This window comes from Shewanella benthica KT99 (assembly GCF_000172075.1).
GTDB lineage: Bacteria > Pseudomonadota > Gammaproteobacteria > Enterobacterales > Shewanellaceae > Shewanella > Shewanella benthica_A.
This window is the reverse complement of record NZ_ABIC01000026.1, coordinates 1-16,577: the sequence shown is the minus strand read 5'-3', so window position 1 is coordinate 16,577 and position 16,577 is coordinate 1. Positions and strand designations below refer to the sequence as shown.

Sequence of the window (16,577 nt, the reverse complement as noted above, 5' to 3'; positions counted from 1 at the left end):
TAAAGATCCAGTTAACGTTAGTCATGATTTTCTACTTGCGATGGATAGATAGCATTAAGCTATTTAAAGCAAGTTTAGGGGTTATACGATTGGAGGGCGGTAATCGGGTAGAGACTCTGGAGGTAAGTAATTGCTCACCATGGCGACGAACCCATCGCTTAACGGAACTGAAGGTTCGCTGGTTCCGCTGGTCATCACAGTGGCATGTCCACCATGGCATTGGCAGTCTAAACAGATATCGAAAAGCTTAGTCTCAGTCTTGCTGATTTGATGACTATGAATCTCAGTAGCAGCAGGCAGTTCCTCATAGAGAGAAGCCGCTTCGAATGAAGAACCTAAATTTGCTGCTAAATAATTATTTGATATCAATTCACCATCGGCGAAGGAGCGATCACAGCTATTCGTTTGCGCTACAGTTTGATTGGCATGCTCAGAATCGCTATAGCTTAAGTCATTACACGCGGTGCACTGCTCTAACGCTAATGTCATGACTTGGGCGGTAAATTGCAAATGAGGATGGTTTGCAGGTTCTTCGTCATGACCACCAAGATGCAACTGATGCTCACCCATGTTGCCAGCTGCAAACTGCAGCAGCACAACGGCGATCATCGCTATGGCTATCTTGTGAGTGAATTGACGAAAATTATGCTGCAAAGAGAACCTTATTGATTCAAAAGAACTGACATTTAATAGCTAGGAACGAATAGCTCGAAACAAAGAGTGAGCAACTAGCTTCTAATCGTCTGACCCAGATTATAATCGAAAGTTCAAAACTGACAATACTTAATTAAAATATGCAATTCTTGGCATAATCGGCCGCTTCGTTAGCGGTCCAGTCACCCTTGTCTTTGTCACTCATCTGCTTACACCATTGTTCGCTACCGACTTCTGGTGCGCAACCAGACAGGCCAATAACAAACATAGACGCTAAGGCAAATGAAGTTAATTTGAGCACTTTATTGTTGGCAAATTCGATCACTATTTCCAATATCAAAGCGACGAGAAGTAAAGCGATTAAATCGGCAGTGGGCAACTCAGTTTAGCCGTGATCCACTCGATAGCTTTAGGCTTGTCATCCAGAGAAAACCAAGCGACTTCACCCTGCATGAATGGGCCCAACAAGCGTACGGCATTACCGAACCAATCCGGTCCACCAACCAACACCAGGGCATCGAATCTTGGTAGCTGTATTTCCCCCACCCCAGATATAGAATCACTCTCCCAGCCCTCTAACAACACATCGGCTTCGATATAGAGGCAAATCTTGCCCGACTCGGCACTATATTCCTCGATAATGGGAACGATTTGCTCACAATAGTCCAGGGTCGAGAGGCGCCCACTGGCAAATAAACTGATCACGCCTTTGGTAATATCGGCGATTTGACATAACATAGATGAGCTCCGCTTCCATCTGCTAGCTAATAATGAGCGAAAGGGGTACAACCTCTTCATTCATCCCAATAGGATACCCGTTTGAGGTCTTAGACCAAATCGGCACCCAACAACTCAATCGACAAAGGGTAATACAAAACCCGAATCAAAGGCCATGATAAAAATCACTAACCGTGTACTTCTTCAAGAAAATGAGATCGAATGGCAATTTATCCGTTCCAGTGGTGCCGGTGGACAGCACCTGAATAAGGTCTCTACCGCCGCTCAGTTAATTTTTGATATACGTAAATCATCCCTGCCGGAACTTTATCAACAAAGGTTACTCGCCAAAGCCGATCATCGCATCACTAAGAGCGGTAAAGTCATCATCAAGTGTCAGGCTAGCCGTAGCCAAGATTCCAATCGTCAAACCGCATTAGCCCAATTTATTGAACTGGTCGCCAGTGTGGGCCACACACCGAAAAAACGCATTGCCACTAAGCCCACCAGAGGCAGTCAACGCCGACGAGTCGATGCTAAGAAACAGAAAGGCGCGACTAAGGCGCTAAGACGCAATAAGTCAGATTATTAAAAGAAGGAAGCCAAGTTATAAAAGTTCCTAGGTACTAGCCCCTAGGATCTAGAACCTTATTTCCATCATTTTCGTCGAAAATGCAGGCAAATGTCGACATCTTCGCCAACTTCTGTTGAAATCAAATGATTCACCTTATCCATCGTTATACCCCTTGGTATAACGACGAGTCATCTGTATTGCAAAGGATTTTGACATGAGCAGCAAAGCAAAGGTCTTATTAATTAACGGCCCTAACCTTAACCTTCTGGGTCGACGTGAACCGGGCCACTATGGCGTGAAGACCTTAGAACAGATAGTTAAAGACCTCACAGATGAGTCAAATGCGGCCGGTATAGTGCTTGAGCATATTCAATCTAATGCCGAGCATGAACTCATCGATGCTATTCATAACACGGATGCGGACTTTATCATCATCAACCCGGCGGCATTCACCCATACCAGCGTCGCGATACGAGATGCAATATTAGGCGTCGCCATTCCTTTTATCGAAGTTCACCTGTCTAATGTGCATGCTCGAGAGCCTTTCCGTCATCACTCATATTTCTCAGATAAGGCCATAGGCGTGATCTGTGGTTTGGGCGCCGAAGGTTATCACTTCGCCCTGCAATCGGCGATTACACGATTACATGCGAAGCAGGCTGAGCATTAAAAGTGGTGTTCGATTTACGTTTTCCAGATGATTTTCTAGAGTCGTTTTAAAGAGAAGCTTTTAAGGTGCAAAGTTATGGACATTCGAAAAATAAAGAAGCTGATAGAGCTGGTTCAAGAGTCTGGCATTGCTGAGCTCGAGGTCACCGAAGGCGAAGAATCGGTACGTATCTGCCGCCAAAGACCTGCTCAGGTGAATACGCCGCAACAGGTCTACACAGTGAGTGATCACTCACCACAAGCTAATGCCAATACCGCTCACGCTCAAATTAATACTGCCCTAGCAAGCTCAACAACAAGTGATGAGCTAGTTAAGCCTAACGAAAATACGGTTATCTCACCTATGGTAGGTACCTTCTATCTATCTCCTGCTCCTGAGTCTGCTCCCTTGTCTCAAGTCGGACAAAGAGTCGAGAAAGGACAAGCCATTTGCATCATAGAGGCGATGAAGATGATGAACCAGATAGAAGCCCATCGTAGCGGCATTATCAAATCGATTCTGGTCGAAAGTGGCGACGCAGTCGGCTTCGATCAGCCCTTGATTGTTATTGAAGATCGATGAGCGAATTACGGGTGACGAACTTCGGGCTGCAGCTCGTGACTCTAGGCTTTCTTAGCCTTGTCTTGAGCTCGATACTTTATCGAGCTGCGAGCTGCGAGTTGCGAAAAAATAACCAACATTTAAGCGCATAGCAAAAGAGGAATAGCCACGAATGAGCCTGCCAGTTGTGCGCCCAATCAAGCGAGTGCTAATCGCCAACAGAGGTGAGATAGCCCTGAGAATTCAGCGCGCCTGCTCTCAACTTGGGATAGAGACCGTAGCCGCATACTCCATTGCTGATAAAAGCTTGCTGCATGTGCAACAAGCCAATGCAAAGCTATGCATAGGTAAGCCTGCAGCAATCGATAGCTACCTTAATATTGCCGCTATACTCGCCGCCGCATCGGCAACCAAGGTCGATGCCATACATCCAGGCTATGGTTTTTTGTCAGAAAATGCCGACTTTGCCGAGCAAGTGGAAGCCTGCGGCTTTAGCTTCATCGGTCCGACAGCGGCAGTGATCCGATTGATGGGCGATAAAGTCTCAGCCATCTCGGCAATGAAAGCAGCCGGAGTTCCTACAGTGCCGGGCTCAGATGGCATGCTTTCAAATGATTCAGTGCTCAATAAGCGAATTGCCAACAAGATAGGCTATCCGGTGATCATCAAGGCAACTGCGGGAGGCGGCGGCCGTGGTATGCGTGTGGTCCATGATGAAGCCGAACTGATACCAGCCATAGGACTAACCCAGGCCGAAGCCAAAGCCGCCTTTGCTAATGGCGATGTCTATATGGAGAAGTATCTACAAACACCTCGCCATATCGAGATTCAGGTGCTGTCAGATGGTCAAGGAAATGCGATACACCTGGGAGAGCGGGACTGCTCCATGCAGCGCAGACATCAGAAGGTCATAGAGGAAGCCCCGGCCTTGGGCATAGACTCTGACACCCGCCGAGAGATTGGTGCCTTATGTGCTAAGGCCTGTGTCGATATCGGTTATCGTGGTGCAGGTACCTTCGAGTTTCTCTATGAGGCGGGTCAATTTTACTTCATCGAGATGAATACCCGCATTCAGGTAGAGCACCCAATCACAGAGATGATCACAGGGGTCGATCTGATCCAGGCTCAGCTGGAGATCGCAGCGGGTAAGCCACTGACTATCGAACAAGACGACATCTCGCTAAACGGCCACAGCATAGAGTGCCGCATCAATGCCGAAGATCCACAGACCTTTATTCCCTCCCCCGGCACCGTGACAGCATTTCACGCCCCCGGCGGCATCGGCGTGCGCTGGGATTCTCATCTCTACTCAGGCTACACAGTCCCTCCTTTTTATGACTCTATGGTAGCCAAGCTGATCACTTGGGGGCCAACACGAAACCAAGCCCTCGCCCGCATGAAAACGGCGCTCAATGAGCTAGTTATCGAGGGCATATCAACCAATGTGCCTCTGCTACAACGGATACTCGAAAATGAAGGGTTTAAAGAAGGTGGGCAGTCGATACATTATTTAGAGGAAAAGGTGCTTATATAGAACGGGCTTCGCCCTGCTAGGGCGGCACTTATGTGCCTGCGAGGACGTTCGCAAGCTCACTGCTAGTGAGCCAAGATGGGCTCACAAGATGAGGTGTAACTATCGAGTTCAATCAATCCTCGAAGTATGATGCCGTGATAGCGGGCTTTAATCAGCTGGTAATCCATTGAAGGGGCGAAATAATAAGTAACATCTTCGGCACCCGTTTGCTCCACAGGTATCAAGGTTAGCTCGCCCCAGGGCTCTATATTAGCTGTCAGCGTGTCCTGAACATAGAATTGATACGCCTCTATATCATCAGAAGCTTGCCTGATTAAGGCAAATTGTTTGCTTCCTCGAAGCAAGTATTCACGAATTTGAATCAACAAGGTGTCCACATCTCGCAGAGGAATATCTTCTGATACATAAGTCTCTACCTCTCCATCTAGATCTACCCGTGACTCATGGCCATTATTTTCAAAAGTAACCTGCATGTCTCGAGAGCGAAATCCGGTCACTTTTTGATGAAAATTATCGGTTAGCCATTCATCGGTGGTACTCGACCAAGATAACTCTGTCCGCTGACGATACTGAGTGCCGATACCTAAAATGCTGGCTTCACTTTTTGACGTAACTACCGCAGTGTTTCCCTGCCAAGTCTCAGTCCTGTTCATTGAGCCAGTATATATACCACTCAGATAAATAGAGTAATTTGCAGTACGGCTGCACTGCTCTAGTTCATGCTCTTGTTGTTCATTGGCAAAGGCTGTATTGGTTAATGTTCCAAGTAATAAAGTTAGCCCTAAAACTGGTGTTAGAGCTGCTACTGACAAAAAAATACGACCAATGGCATATAAACGAGCGGTGATTGGTTTGCCTCCCATAACGGCAACTGGCTTGCATAAAACAGTCGATGTCATCATCTAAATAGGCTCTTTACACTCTTCATACTTTCCATAACGATCGCAGTGTTAGCCATGCTTAAAAGACTTCATTCACATTAAGGTAGAAGTTAGTTTCATTTTCACCTACGCCCACGTCAAAACGTAAATTAATATTGTCTTTGATGTTAAAACGAAAACCGGTTCCGTAAGAGGTTAATAGCTCCTCGGTCAGATCGCTTACGTGGGGTGCGACGCTACCTACTGCGCCCCAAAAGACCATGCCATAACGTTGAAATATGGGTAAGCGGTATTCAACTTGCCCCATCATCATCTGCTCATCACGGTAACGGCCTTTGATATACCCGCGCATGGCATTAGATCCGCCAAGGTCTGGCAACATATTCCAAGGCACATCGCCATCGGTAAAGTGTCCCTGCACTTGCCAGGCTATGAGTCCTGGTGCAGAGCTGCCTAGATCAATATAGTTCGCTAACTCAATATTATAAGTCGAAAACGAAGCAGACTGGTTGTTTTGATATAAGCCGGCATCAATTTGAAATAACCACCCCTTGGTGGCATTTAATCGATAATCTCGTGAATCATAGATACTGGTGATCACTAGGCCTGAACTAAAGTTATTTGGCAGTGCCTCTAGGGGAGCAAGAGCATCGGCTGAATCCACAGGCGTTTCAGTTTCGACTAACTCTAACTTTCCTGCACTTGCATAAATCAAGTCGGCACCGATACCGATAAAATAGTGGTCAGCCACTTCAGTCATCCAACGAGGCTTGAAACTATATAACTGTTCTTCAAACTCATGATGATTACTGTCTAGATCGCCTTGTTCGATGCCTTGACCATAATAAACGGCGGCCTCATTGTGTAACTCTAATTCCAGCAATAATCTTTGCTGGCCTTGATTGAAAAATGTCATGTTTTCAACTTCGACGCCATAAGAGTTATTCATCGAGACAAACGAATTTAACACCAACGATGATGGCTGTTCATCACTCGATGCGTCGTCGGTTTTATATAACCCCACCATCAAGAGACCCACACCAAACTTTTTCTCTGGCGTGTAATATGCCGTTGGTAAGTAACTCATATCAATGGCTTTAGTTTCATCAAACTCACCATCTGCACCAAAGATTGACAAAATATTATCAAGCCATGTAGGCTCCATATCTTCTGGCATTGCAAATAAAGGTTCAACGGCGATGGCCACATTAGAAAAAACAAACAGGGATAACAGTAAAATCCGTTGCATAAAAACTCTAATCAATGATAGGGATAAGGGAGGTGCTAAACGACCTTTTTAGCAGTCACTTGACATGCCGAGCGCAGTTTAACACGACATCAATTTTGGACAATTAATTATTAATGAGATATCACATTTATGAAAGGTGAGCTGCAGGGACGTTAACGCCCCCGAACTCTACTTAACTAGGCATTGCATTTTAATGGTTTATCATCCAAGTATTTAGCAAGGTCTACATGGTTGATCTGAGCGGCATCGAGGAACTTATGCGCATATTCGAGATAGATCCCACTGGTTAAAAACAGCTTAAACAAGTCCATGTCGAGATGCTCATCCAGTGCCATCTTATGAAGGATATCGATGGCGACACTGAGCGGCTTGGCCTTCTTATAGGGTCTGTCAGCTGCGGTAAGCGCTTCGAAGATATCGGCCACCACCAGAATCCGCTCAGGAATTGAGAGGTCTTCAGCGCTGAGTCTACGGGGATAACCCGTTCCTTTTAAGGTTTCATGGTGGGTCGATGCGTATCTTGGGACTTTAGCTAACTCAGGTGGGAATGGCAGAGTTTCCAGCATCTTGATGGTGCTGATGACATGCTCGTTAATCTTAAACCTGTCTTCGGCGGTAAGGGTTCCTCGCGAGATGGAAAGATTATACAGTTCACCGAGATTATATTGATGCTCAGGGACATCCATCTTGATACCAAATTTAGGGTCAAACTCCACCTTATTGATACGCTTGATGATATGCTCCGGCTTGTCTCTCAAGAGTGGCTCGGTAACGGGGTAACTCTCCGTTGACTGCACATCACTTAAGTTAAGCTCTTCGACGGGAGATAAACCTAGTCGATCATCGAAGTTTCTCTGCCAGGTGATTCCGGCCAGTTCGGCCAAACGGTCTTTATGAGCTTGGCCCATAAACTCACCGCCCACATTGGCATTGGCGATAAACTCAAAATCTTGCTTCAGCTGCAGTCGCTTATTATCTAGCTCTGCAGTCAAGAATTCATTCGATTCAGTAGCCGAGAGGCGCTTAAGATAATCGATTTCGGCGTCTCGCCACAACACCTCGAAACGCATGCGCACTTCGTGTATTCGGTTATACACGGCCTCTAGCTTAGTGCCCTTATCGACGATAAATTCCGGGGTGGTGATCTTACCGCAATCATGCAACCAGGCGGCGATTCTGAACTCTCTGTGCTCATCGGCCGTTTTGAAGGAAAAGTCTTTAAAAGGAGCCAGATCAGATTTAGCGGCAGCATCGGCAAGCATTAAGCCAAGCTCAGGGACGCGATTACAATGACCCGCCGTGTAAGGAGACTTATCATCGATCGCCTGAGCAATCAGCTTGATAAACGACTCCATCAACTCTTTTTGGTTACGTTCATATAATTGAATAGATTCCGACATCTCCCACATCGAACTAGCCAGATCATCGAGCTCGGAAATACTGCTGTTCACATTAATAACTTCATCATAGCGACGGTTTTTTATCTTCTCATTCTCAATCGCCAGCGCGTTAATGGGTCGAATGATCGGCGACGCGAACACCCAGGAAATGGGCAGAACCAATAATAGGCACAACATAGTGATTAAGATAGATTTGCTAATCTTATCTTTACTCGATGCCAGTAATATTGAAGCAGGCACCACAATGGCAAATTTATCTTGAGCAGCTTTACCCTCTCCTAAACTGGTGACATAGATAAACTGCTCGATACCATTTATTTTAGTGCTAATGAGTTGGTTTTGCTGTTTAGGATCTGCAGCCATATCAATCAACACCTTATAAGGAACGATTCCTTGAGGGGTAAAACTCTGTAGCTCACCATGTGCAAACCATTTAGCGGTTAATGCATCTCTTTGCTCTGACGTAATATTGCTAATAGCCAAATTTATGATGTCTATCAAGGGAACATTTTCACCTTGCATCACCATATGCAAGCCAGTGGGGACACTGATATCCCCAAAACTAATGGTTTCATGATATTTAAGTCGATCAATAAAATAGCTTTGAGCGGTATAGTGCAAAATGACACTATTATCCAAGGCCGCAAACACTTCGCCACTCTCTACAGCTTGTAAGATTGCCTGGGTGGATGCCAATTCGACAATCTCAATATCTGGAAACGCCTTGCTCACAATTTGAATGATTGACCAGCCCTTTGGGATAGCGAGTCGCTTACCATTGAGTTCAGAAAGTCTAGTTATGGTATCGTTTTCTGGTTGAGTCACAATCGCATAATGGAGATCTAAGAAGGACTCGCTAAATTCACCTAAAGTTTCATTTTTATCTGTCAGCATGATGGAGTGCAACATGTCGATCTCTTCCATCATGTAGCTATCGACCAGCTCATTCCAGGTAAAGCCATTAACAAAGTTGAACTTAAGCCCACTCGACTCAGCAAGCATTCTAAGTAGATCGATACTATAGCCTTCTGGCTCACCTGAGATGGTAAAGTCTATAGGTGCCCAATCAATCTCATTAGACACCAGCAGCTCTGGAGTATTGGCAATTAGAGCGCGCTGTGCAGCGGTTAATGATAAGCCTGGCCCTTTAGGCATCAAGGTATTGAGTTGCGGATACCGATTGGAGGCAATTAACTCACCGCTGGCTTTATAAAGGTAAGCCTCGACCTGTGATTGATCCCCTCGCGCTATCAGGTAATCACTTAACGTCGATAGTGCAATATCAACGGCTAAAACGGTATCTGAATTTGGTAGTTTGATAGAATAAGTTTGCCCAGGAGCTTGTAGGTGCTGAAACAGGTAAGGCTCTGTTTTATTTACACTGACGCGATTGGCATCGATGAACCAAGGTCGCAAACGGGCGTCGAACTCACTTGGCTTTTGACGACTTGCACGTAAGTTAAACTCTTCATCTAGATATTGATAATATTGGCTTCGCGCTCTCCCCTCTCCCTTTATCTCTATCGTAACCCAACGATCTAAATGAGAAGCTTCTAACTGCGAACGAATGATAGGATGAGCATCTAGGTTGATAAGCTCATAAAAATCGCCATTAGGTAGACCAACATAGATAGCATAAAACAGTGGGTTACTTCTCATCACCTCGGCGAAGGTGTCTATGGATTCAGGATTAAACTTGTCGTTTTCTACCAGGCTATCAAAGCTTGATAGTAATTTAGTGACATTGGTTGCCTGAATATCGATTTGAGAGAGGTATGTGGAGGCGCTTTGTGATGCTTGATTATAATATTTTAGGGCCGAGTCGGTCGCCATGGCTTTGCTAAAATAATATTGTAAACCAATGGCAATTGCGGCGGTGATCACCGTGGCCAAGATGAATATTCCCACCACAGTAAAGCGTATGCTAAAACGCTTACCTTTTCTCTTCGTTACCACTTCCATCAAAGCCCTTACATATTCAATCCATGAAGGGGACTAGTGTATAAAAACCATACTGAGAGTCAATGGTGCATAACAACTAATTAGGCGCTGTTGTAGCGAAATGTTGTCTACCCTTATCATTGAGCGTAATTGATTGAGGTTAAAGAAAATGAAAACAAAATTATTTGTGAGTAAGCTTAACCAGATAACAAAAACATTTTTATCGATGACACCGGCTCAAAGAGAAGTCGTTCACCAGTCAATTCAGGCATTAAACGCTAAAATCCCCACCGATGAGCTCATTCAACCACTTTTCGATGCGTTATCCCAGTGCCCACATTGCCACTCTCCTCAGTTCAAAAAATGGGGGAAGAAAAAATATAGCCACCCATTGCTAATCAATAACATATTCAGTCTAGAGTGAATTATCAATGAACATCTTACCCATAAACCCAATCGCATAAGCTAATGGCATATTCAAAGCCTACATTGTTGGAAGAAGGGGATTTAATCGGGGAAATGATGAAATGAAGCTGAGGTAATACAATAAGTGCAACAGATTAAGGTTGAAAAGTGAGAGAGCTGAAGGCAGAATTTTAGTTCTCACACACAAATTCAGAGTCGGTCATGAACAAACAGTACCATCAGCTCACTCAGGAACTACGATACCAAATATCTGCCTCCCGTAAAACAGGTATGACACTTCGTCAGATCGCCGAGGAAGTCGGGGTACATTTTAGTACCGTATGCCGTGAGTTAAAGCGAAATATCACCAGCCTAAACTATGACCCGAAAATGGCACATACGTTAAGCTGTAAGCGTAAAAGGACGTCGAAAAAAGCCTGTAAACGCCAGCCAAGTACTGACGAGATTATTCGAAAATGCATGGTGCTTAACTGGTCTCCTGGGGCGATCTGTGACCGCATGCCAATAGAATTCGCCCCAAGTGAATGCTTGAGTGATGCGATGATCGCTTTGCTTGGGCAAGTCCATACTGCATTGACAATAACCTTGGATAATGGCGGTGAGTTTGCAGGCCATATGAAGGTTCATGAAGCGACGGGAGCGAAGGTTTATTTTGCCAAACCTTATGCGAGTTGGCAGCGAGGAACGAATGAAAATACTAACGGTCGGATTCGGCGGTTTTGGCCTAAGAAATTCGACATGGCTAGGCTGACGGAGGAGGAAATCGAGAACAGGATATTGCAACTAAATTTAACGCCAAGAAAGATATTAGGCGGGCTAACACCCCTCGAGGTCTTTACTGGTAAGCGTGTTGCACTTATTGCTTGATTCCAGCTTCAATCCATGAAGGCTACTAGTGTATAAAAACCATACTGAGAGTCAATGATACATAACAACTAATTAACATGAGTTTCAAGCAAGAGTTACTGACTAGTTGGCGATACTCTCTACTCTGGTAAGACACGCTATTTCTCCTTCGCATGCCAAGGTTTCCAGATAACTAATCCTGAGTGTTTTGGTTATTTTTGCTTATTACTGCGTAAAGGGATCTTCATCTGACAATTTTGGGTGTCTTGATTGTTGGTTGTTGTTGTTGATTAGACTAACAATAAATGTATAGTGATAACTGCCTATGATAATAATCAAGTAACAATGTGCAGTGGTATATAAATGGATAGTAAAATATCAGATGTTTTTATAGATTTGACAGATTCGTTAAGTAAATACAGAAGAGCTAATTTAACTGATGATAATGGAGGTAACTTAATAGAACACCTTTATGTAGATCCATTAGATAATGATCTAATATTGAAATCTATGTTGAAAAATAACACCACCTTGTTAATTGGAAGAAAAGGAACTGGCAAGTCAACTATTATCAATAGGTTTCAACACGAGATCAAAAAAAATAATGATAAGATTTCTCTATATCTAGATATTAAATCTCTTTTTGAACAAACTAAAAAATCTGCAGCTAGTATAAATTCACTTGATATTGAATTGTCAGCTTGTAATCGAGAGAAGTTTGGCTTGCATCTGTTTTTTATAGACAAGGTCATTGAGCGGTTAAGGCTGGAAATCAAGGATAGTGTATTTGATAGTCGGTTTTTGGGCGCATTCTCAAAAAATGGACTGTCAAAATCTGATTTTGAACAGGAATTGGATGAGATTTTTGATGATGTAAAGATGCCTTTATTTACTGAGGCTACAGATCATATGCATTGTAAGAGAAATGTTTCTCGGAAAAATGCAATGGGCAAGTCAACGGCTCTTAAAGGTAGGGGGTCCAAGTTTAAACTGTCAATTTCAGCTGATGTGACTGAAGATTTACAATCAGAACAGTTTAGTTGTAATCGAACAGTAAGCATGTTGGCAAACTTTTTTGATATTATTGGATTGATGAATGGTTTAAAAAACCTTCTTCGAAAAGTCTCCATAAAATGTGTCTTTATATGTTTAGATGACATGTCGGAGATCGATCAAGATTCCATGGGGGTTTTTTCTAACTTTATCATTGACCCTTTAAATAATTTGTCAGATGAATACTTCAAGTTTAAAATCTCTCTGTATCCAGGGAGAGATTTCTTGCCTTGCATTGATCGTCAAAAAGTCAAAACGTATAGATTGGATTATTACGATCTATATTCAATGGGTAGTGTTGACAAGGTCGAGTTAGCAGCGGTTAAATATACTCGGCGTTTAATCGAGAAACGTTTCGATTATTACTTTCAAAATATAAACCTTGATGTTTTCTTTGAGATAACTCCAAGTGTTAGTATGGATGATTACTATAAATTACTGTTTCAAATCAGTTCAAATGTTCCTCGTATCATAGGCAAAGTATTAGAAATTGCATTACAGAAAACTAATGGTTTTGAATGCAAGATCACCAGGAAAATCCTTCAAGAATCTGCCAAGCAGCATTATAAGAGTGACATAGAGTTCGTACTGACAAAAAGTGAATATGTTGAGTATAAAACTTATAATGAATCTTTTGAACAGTTTCATCTTCTTGAATTACTGAGAACGCTTATTGAAAAGTCTGTAGTTAACAAAAAACACATTGGTAATTCAAGAGCTAAAATATTTGAAAAATATACGACTAACTCAGCACCTTCAAATTATTTATATATACCTGAAGCTATGGAAGATATTTTAAAGACCTTGGAGTTTAACTTCTTTGTGACAAAACACAGCCAACAAAAAGATAAGGATGGATGTAATATTAGCATCTTTTCTCTAAACTATGGTTTGTGTGTTGATAATAATATTATCTATGATGATGGCTGTGATAGAAAATTTAGGCTTGAGAGAATTTTTGATTGTAGTAAATTGTTGGCAGATTGGATGACTTGCTCTAAGGAGTTGATTTGTTTGACCTGTGGTTGTAAATATGAAATATCTCAAAAAGATGTGTTTATAAAACACGGCGTGAAGTGTTTCGCTTCTAATTGTCAAGGGGATGTCATACTGCAGCCGGTGATTAATGCTGAACACAAAAAATTGATTGAAAATAATATTCGCATTCAGAAAAATGAGTATGAAATCCTGAACGCGTTAGAAAGTAAAAAGCATATGACAGCGACAGAGTTAGGTAATGAATTAGATAGGCCGTACCAATCGATAAATCATAGTATAGGTAAAAATAGTAAGATTAAACATTATGGGTTTATTCATCGAGTAGTCAAAGGTAATCATCCTTATTTTTCAGCTTCTGAGAATGGAATACTATATTTGCAGGGAAAGTATATTTAAAACTACTGATTTATGGGATTGTTTAGTGCGCAAATGATGATGGCCTTGGCTTATTACTTGATACCAGCGAGGCTTCCATCACTATCCGAGATTTATCTTCATTGAATACAACGTCACTGACTGTTCTCAATACACCAGTGTTGACGGATCTAGTGATACAAGATTTTGTGTTTAGGTGACAACAATCCTGACACAGGGTGCGCCCGCCTAACGGGAAAATTTTAATGAAGCATTTTTGTGTGATACTGGCGTACAGCGACAAAACAAAAATGCACAATGAAAAATCGTCCCAGTTTAGGCGCTTGTTAGTGTGATGAGCCACGATATTAACCAGAGCTAACCATTTCTTTAATTTTTAAAGCCTTCTCAAAATGATCTAACTTGTGAGTCATAATCCACCATTCTGCGGCTTCCATAAGTAATGCAGGATCATCATTTTTGTTTGCGAAGAATGCATAAAATGACAAGCCAACATTGGTTCCTTTTTTCTCAATTTTATCATCACATACTTTGATAATTTTTAATCTAAGACTCTCTCTCATACAACTCTTCTATTGTTCCGAAAATATTATCGCGACCACGATGACTGACATCACACTAACGTCCTAGTATTTGTACATTGCGCTGCCTGCAAAGCATAAATAGCTTGTTGGACTGGGCTGCTGCCACATCCAAATTATTTACTTTTTTTGCGCTGTGGGCACCCTTTATGCGTAACCGTTCACCAGCCCCTTATTGACACGATCAATTGATGATCAATAAGGTTTGGTCATATCGCTATTGAACGATCTCTTTGCCGTGTCAAAATAGCTTCATGAAAAAGAAAAAACAATTCGCAACAGAGCCGCCTACGGTTGCTGAACTCGGTGAAAAAAAAGCAAACTTACTCATTCAAGAACTGTGGGAAAAGTTACGTGAATATGAAGACCGCCTAGCATTGAGCTCTAGAAACTCATCCAAATCACCATCCTCTGACTCCCCTGCGGATAAGGCTGAGCGAAAAAAGCTCAAACGCCTCGTAGTGGAAATAAGGTTGGCGCTCAACCTGGACATACGGGGCATAAAAGACCATTAGCGGAACTCAGCGCAACCGATGAGCAAGTCGCTTGCTTACCCGATTCATGTTGTTCTGATTGTGGTGGCGAGGTCATTGCCAACCCGACTCCAAGCTATCGTCATCAGGTATTTGAATTACCTAAACCTGCACTTGATATAACTGAATACCAGTTATTTCACGGGCGTTGTCAGCAGTGCAACACCGTGAGCAAAGGAGCCTTGCCTGAAGAGGCTCCCGATGGTCAGATGGGGCCACGATTGCTCAGTTACGTGGCTGTGCTCAGTGGCTTGTATCACCTGAGCGTACGTAAAATTCAACGTTTACTGCAAGACCAATACGGGACTCATTTCTCTATCGGTCTGATTTCTGAAGCGCAAGGGCGAGTCAGTAGTATGCTGACGCCGACACACCAAGCTCTGCATCAACACATAAAAAAAGCGTCATTAGTGCATGTTGACGAGACGACGCACAATCGTAATGGTGAAGAGCATACCCGCTGGGTCTGGTTGTTATCGAGTGAGGATGCCGTATTCCAACAGGTGAAATATTTTCGTAATAAGGATGCAGCCAAATCGATATTAGGCGAGCATACCCAAGCGATTGTCGTGAGTGACCAATGTCCCAGCTACAACTGGATTGAGCCCGAACGGCATCAATTTTGCCTTGCCCATGTGCAGCGTAATTTACAACAAATGGCCGATTATTCAGGTAAGGGGCTTACCGCGAGTATCGGCAATCGACTGGTATTGCTATTCAAGTCCGTATTTCGCACTCAACATAGATATGAAGCCGGTGACGTTGACGAAATAATGTGGCGTCGGCGAATGCAACGACTAAGGCGCAATATTAAGCGCTGGCTTGAGTGCGGGGAAAATGTGCCCGCTTCACGCTACTCAGGCCGATGCCGGCATATTCTCAAATATGAGCAAGGTTTATGGGTTTTTCTCAATCACCCAGGGACACCTTTGACCAATAACGAAGCCGAGCGTTGTTTGCGTGGCAGCGTGATCATGCGCAAGATCTGCTATGGCACCAGTTCAGATAGGGGTGAGAAGTTTCGATCTCGGATCCTCTCAGTCGTTGAAACGTGCAAGAAGCGCAAGTTATCCCCGATAACAGTGATCAGCACTATCATTGCGGGCGTGGTGGGTAAATGCGACTACCCAGACGTATTTGGACTAACCTCAGCTTAGTCAATCCCCCTCTGGTGAATGCTTACCATTTCTCTACCGGTCTGATTTCTGAAGCGCAAGGGCGAGTCAGTAGTATGCTGACGCCGACACACCAAGCTCTGCATCAACACATAAAAAAAGCGTCATTAGTGCATGTTGACGAGACGACGCACAATCGTAATGGTGAAGAGCATACCCGCTGGGTCTGGTTGTTATCGAGTGAGGATGCCGTATTCCAACAGGTGAAATATTTTCGTAATAAGGATGCAGCCAAATCGATATTAGGCGAGCATACCCAAGCGATTGTCGTGAGTGACCAATGTCCCAGCTACAACTGGATTGAGCCCGAACGGCATCAATTTTGCCTTGCCCATGTGCAGCGTAATTTACAACAAATGGCCGATTATTCACGTAAGGGGCTTACCGCGAGTATCGGCAATCGACTGGTATTGCTATTCAAGTCCGTAT

General features: G+C 43.5%; 14 protein-coding genes and 2 pseudogenes. 9 read left to right on the top strand and 7 right to left on the bottom strand.

Annotated elements, in window-relative coordinates; all coding sequences use genetic code 11:
• Positions 1 to 81: 81 nt before the first annotated feature.
• The 3 genes from KT99_RS12620 to KT99_RS12610 form a co-directional block, all read right to left on the bottom strand.
• Positions 82 to 654 carry a hypothetical protein gene (locus KT99_RS12620; RefSeq protein WP_005500625.1) on the bottom strand — a complete coding sequence of 191 codons (573 nt, stop codon included), beginning with the start codon at positions 652 to 654 and terminating at the stop codon, positions 82 to 84.
• 133 nt (positions 655 to 787) lie between these two features.
• Positions 788 to 922 (bottom strand): DUF3012 domain-containing protein, encoded by a 135-nt coding sequence (locus KT99_RS12615; protein WP_083804845.1) that lies wholly within the window; start codon positions 920 to 922, stop codon positions 788 to 790.
• A 92-nt stretch (positions 923 to 1,014) separates the two neighbouring features.
• Positions 1,015 to 1,392, bottom strand: coding sequence for an STAS/SEC14 domain-containing protein (locus tag KT99_RS12610; protein WP_005500623.1), 378 nt, complete (start codon positions 1,390 to 1,392; stop codon positions 1,015 to 1,017).
• A gap of 154 nt (positions 1,393 to 1,546) precedes the next feature.
• Here KT99_RS12610 and arfB point away from each other — a divergent pair, with 154 nt between their 5' ends.
• From arfB to accC, 4 genes are all read left to right on the top strand, one after another.
• Positions 1,547 to 1,963: an alternative ribosome rescue aminoacyl-tRNA hydrolase ArfB gene (gene arfB / locus KT99_RS12605; protein ID WP_005500622.1), complete on the top strand. Its 417-nt coding sequence runs from the start codon at positions 1,547 to 1,549 to the stop codon at positions 1,961 to 1,963.
• Positions 1,964 to 2,159: 196 nt separating this feature from the next.
• Entirely contained in the window at positions 2,160 to 2,615 is a 456-nt protein-coding gene (aroQ, locus tag KT99_RS12600) for a type II 3-dehydroquinate dehydratase (RefSeq protein WP_005500621.1), read from the top strand.
• Positions 2,616 to 2,690: 75 nt separating this feature from the next.
• Entirely contained in the window at positions 2,691 to 3,176 is a 486-nt protein-coding gene (gene accB, locus KT99_RS12595; RefSeq protein WP_005500620.1) for an acetyl-CoA carboxylase biotin carboxyl carrier protein, read from the top strand.
• Between the two features lie 151 nt (positions 3,177 to 3,327).
• The gene (gene accC / locus KT99_RS12590) at positions 3,328 to 4,689 is read left to right on the top strand and encodes an acetyl-CoA carboxylase biotin carboxylase subunit (protein WP_005500619.1); all 1,362 of its coding nucleotides are present in this window, start codon (positions 3,328 to 3,330) and stop codon (positions 4,687 to 4,689) included.
• A 62-nt stretch (positions 4,690 to 4,751) separates the two neighbouring features.
• On the opposite strand, the gene KT99_RS12585 is transcribed toward accC, so the two are convergent.
• The 3 genes from KT99_RS12585 to KT99_RS12575 form a co-directional block, all read right to left on the bottom strand.
• The gene (locus KT99_RS12585) at positions 4,752 to 5,591 is read right to left on the bottom strand and encodes a hypothetical protein (RefSeq protein WP_005500618.1); all 840 of its coding nucleotides are present in this window, start codon (positions 5,589 to 5,591) and stop codon (positions 4,752 to 4,754) included.
• A gap of 58 nt (positions 5,592 to 5,649) precedes the next feature.
• Positions 5,650 to 6,819 carry a BamA/TamA family outer membrane protein gene (locus KT99_RS12580; protein ID WP_005500617.1) on the bottom strand — a complete coding sequence of 390 codons (1,170 nt, stop codon included), beginning with the start codon at positions 6,817 to 6,819 and terminating at the stop codon, positions 5,650 to 5,652.
• A 176-nt stretch (positions 6,820 to 6,995) separates the two neighbouring features.
• Complete coding sequence (locus tag KT99_RS12575) at positions 6,996 to 10,181, bottom strand: HD domain-containing phosphohydrolase (protein WP_005500616.1); 3,186 nt, start codon at positions 10,179 to 10,181, stop codon at positions 6,996 to 6,998.
• A 148-nt stretch (positions 10,182 to 10,329) separates the two neighbouring features.
• On the opposite strand from KT99_RS12575, the pseudogene KT99_RS12570 reads away from it, so the two are divergent.
• The 3 genes and pseudogenes from KT99_RS12570 to KT99_RS12560 form a co-directional block, all read left to right on the top strand.
• Positions 10,330 to 10,533: pseudogene (locus tag KT99_RS12570) on the top strand (IS1595 family transposase); the annotation flags it as partial.
• Positions 10,534 to 10,787: 254 nt separating this feature from the next.
• Positions 10,788 to 11,453, top strand: a complete 666-nt coding sequence (locus KT99_RS12565) for an IS30 family transposase (RefSeq protein ID WP_005500612.1) — start codon at positions 10,788 to 10,790, stop codon at positions 11,451 to 11,453.
• A 342-nt stretch (positions 11,454 to 11,795) separates the two neighbouring features.
• The gene (locus KT99_RS12560; RefSeq protein ID WP_005500610.1) at positions 11,796 to 13,880 is read left to right on the top strand and encodes a hypothetical protein; all 2,085 of its coding nucleotides are present in this window, start codon (positions 11,796 to 11,798) and stop codon (positions 13,878 to 13,880) included.
• Positions 13,881 to 14,206: 326 nt separating this feature from the next.
• On the opposite strand, the gene KT99_RS12555 is transcribed toward KT99_RS12560, so the two are convergent.
• The gene (locus tag KT99_RS12555) at positions 14,207 to 14,422 is read right to left on the bottom strand and encodes a DUF6500 family protein (protein ID WP_005500608.1); all 216 of its coding nucleotides are present in this window, start codon (positions 14,420 to 14,422) and stop codon (positions 14,207 to 14,209) included.
• Positions 14,423 to 14,694: 272 nt separating this feature from the next.
• On the opposite strand from KT99_RS12555, the gene KT99_RS12545 reads away from it, so the two are divergent.
• Both KT99_RS12545 and KT99_RS12540 read left to right on the top strand, forming a co-directional pair.
• Positions 14,695 to 16,130, top strand: a protein-coding gene (locus KT99_RS12545) for an IS66-like element ISSbe3 family transposase (protein WP_086017578.1) whose coding sequence is annotated in 2 segments (ribosomal slippage) — positions 14,695 to 14,887 and positions 14,887 to 16,130 — 1,437 coding nt in all. Because the reading frame shifts where the segments join, the coding sequence is not laid out codon by codon here.
• 29 nt (positions 16,131 to 16,159) lie between these two features.
• Positions 16,160 to 16,577, top strand: a pseudogene (locus KT99_RS12540) (IS66 family transposase); the annotation flags it as partial.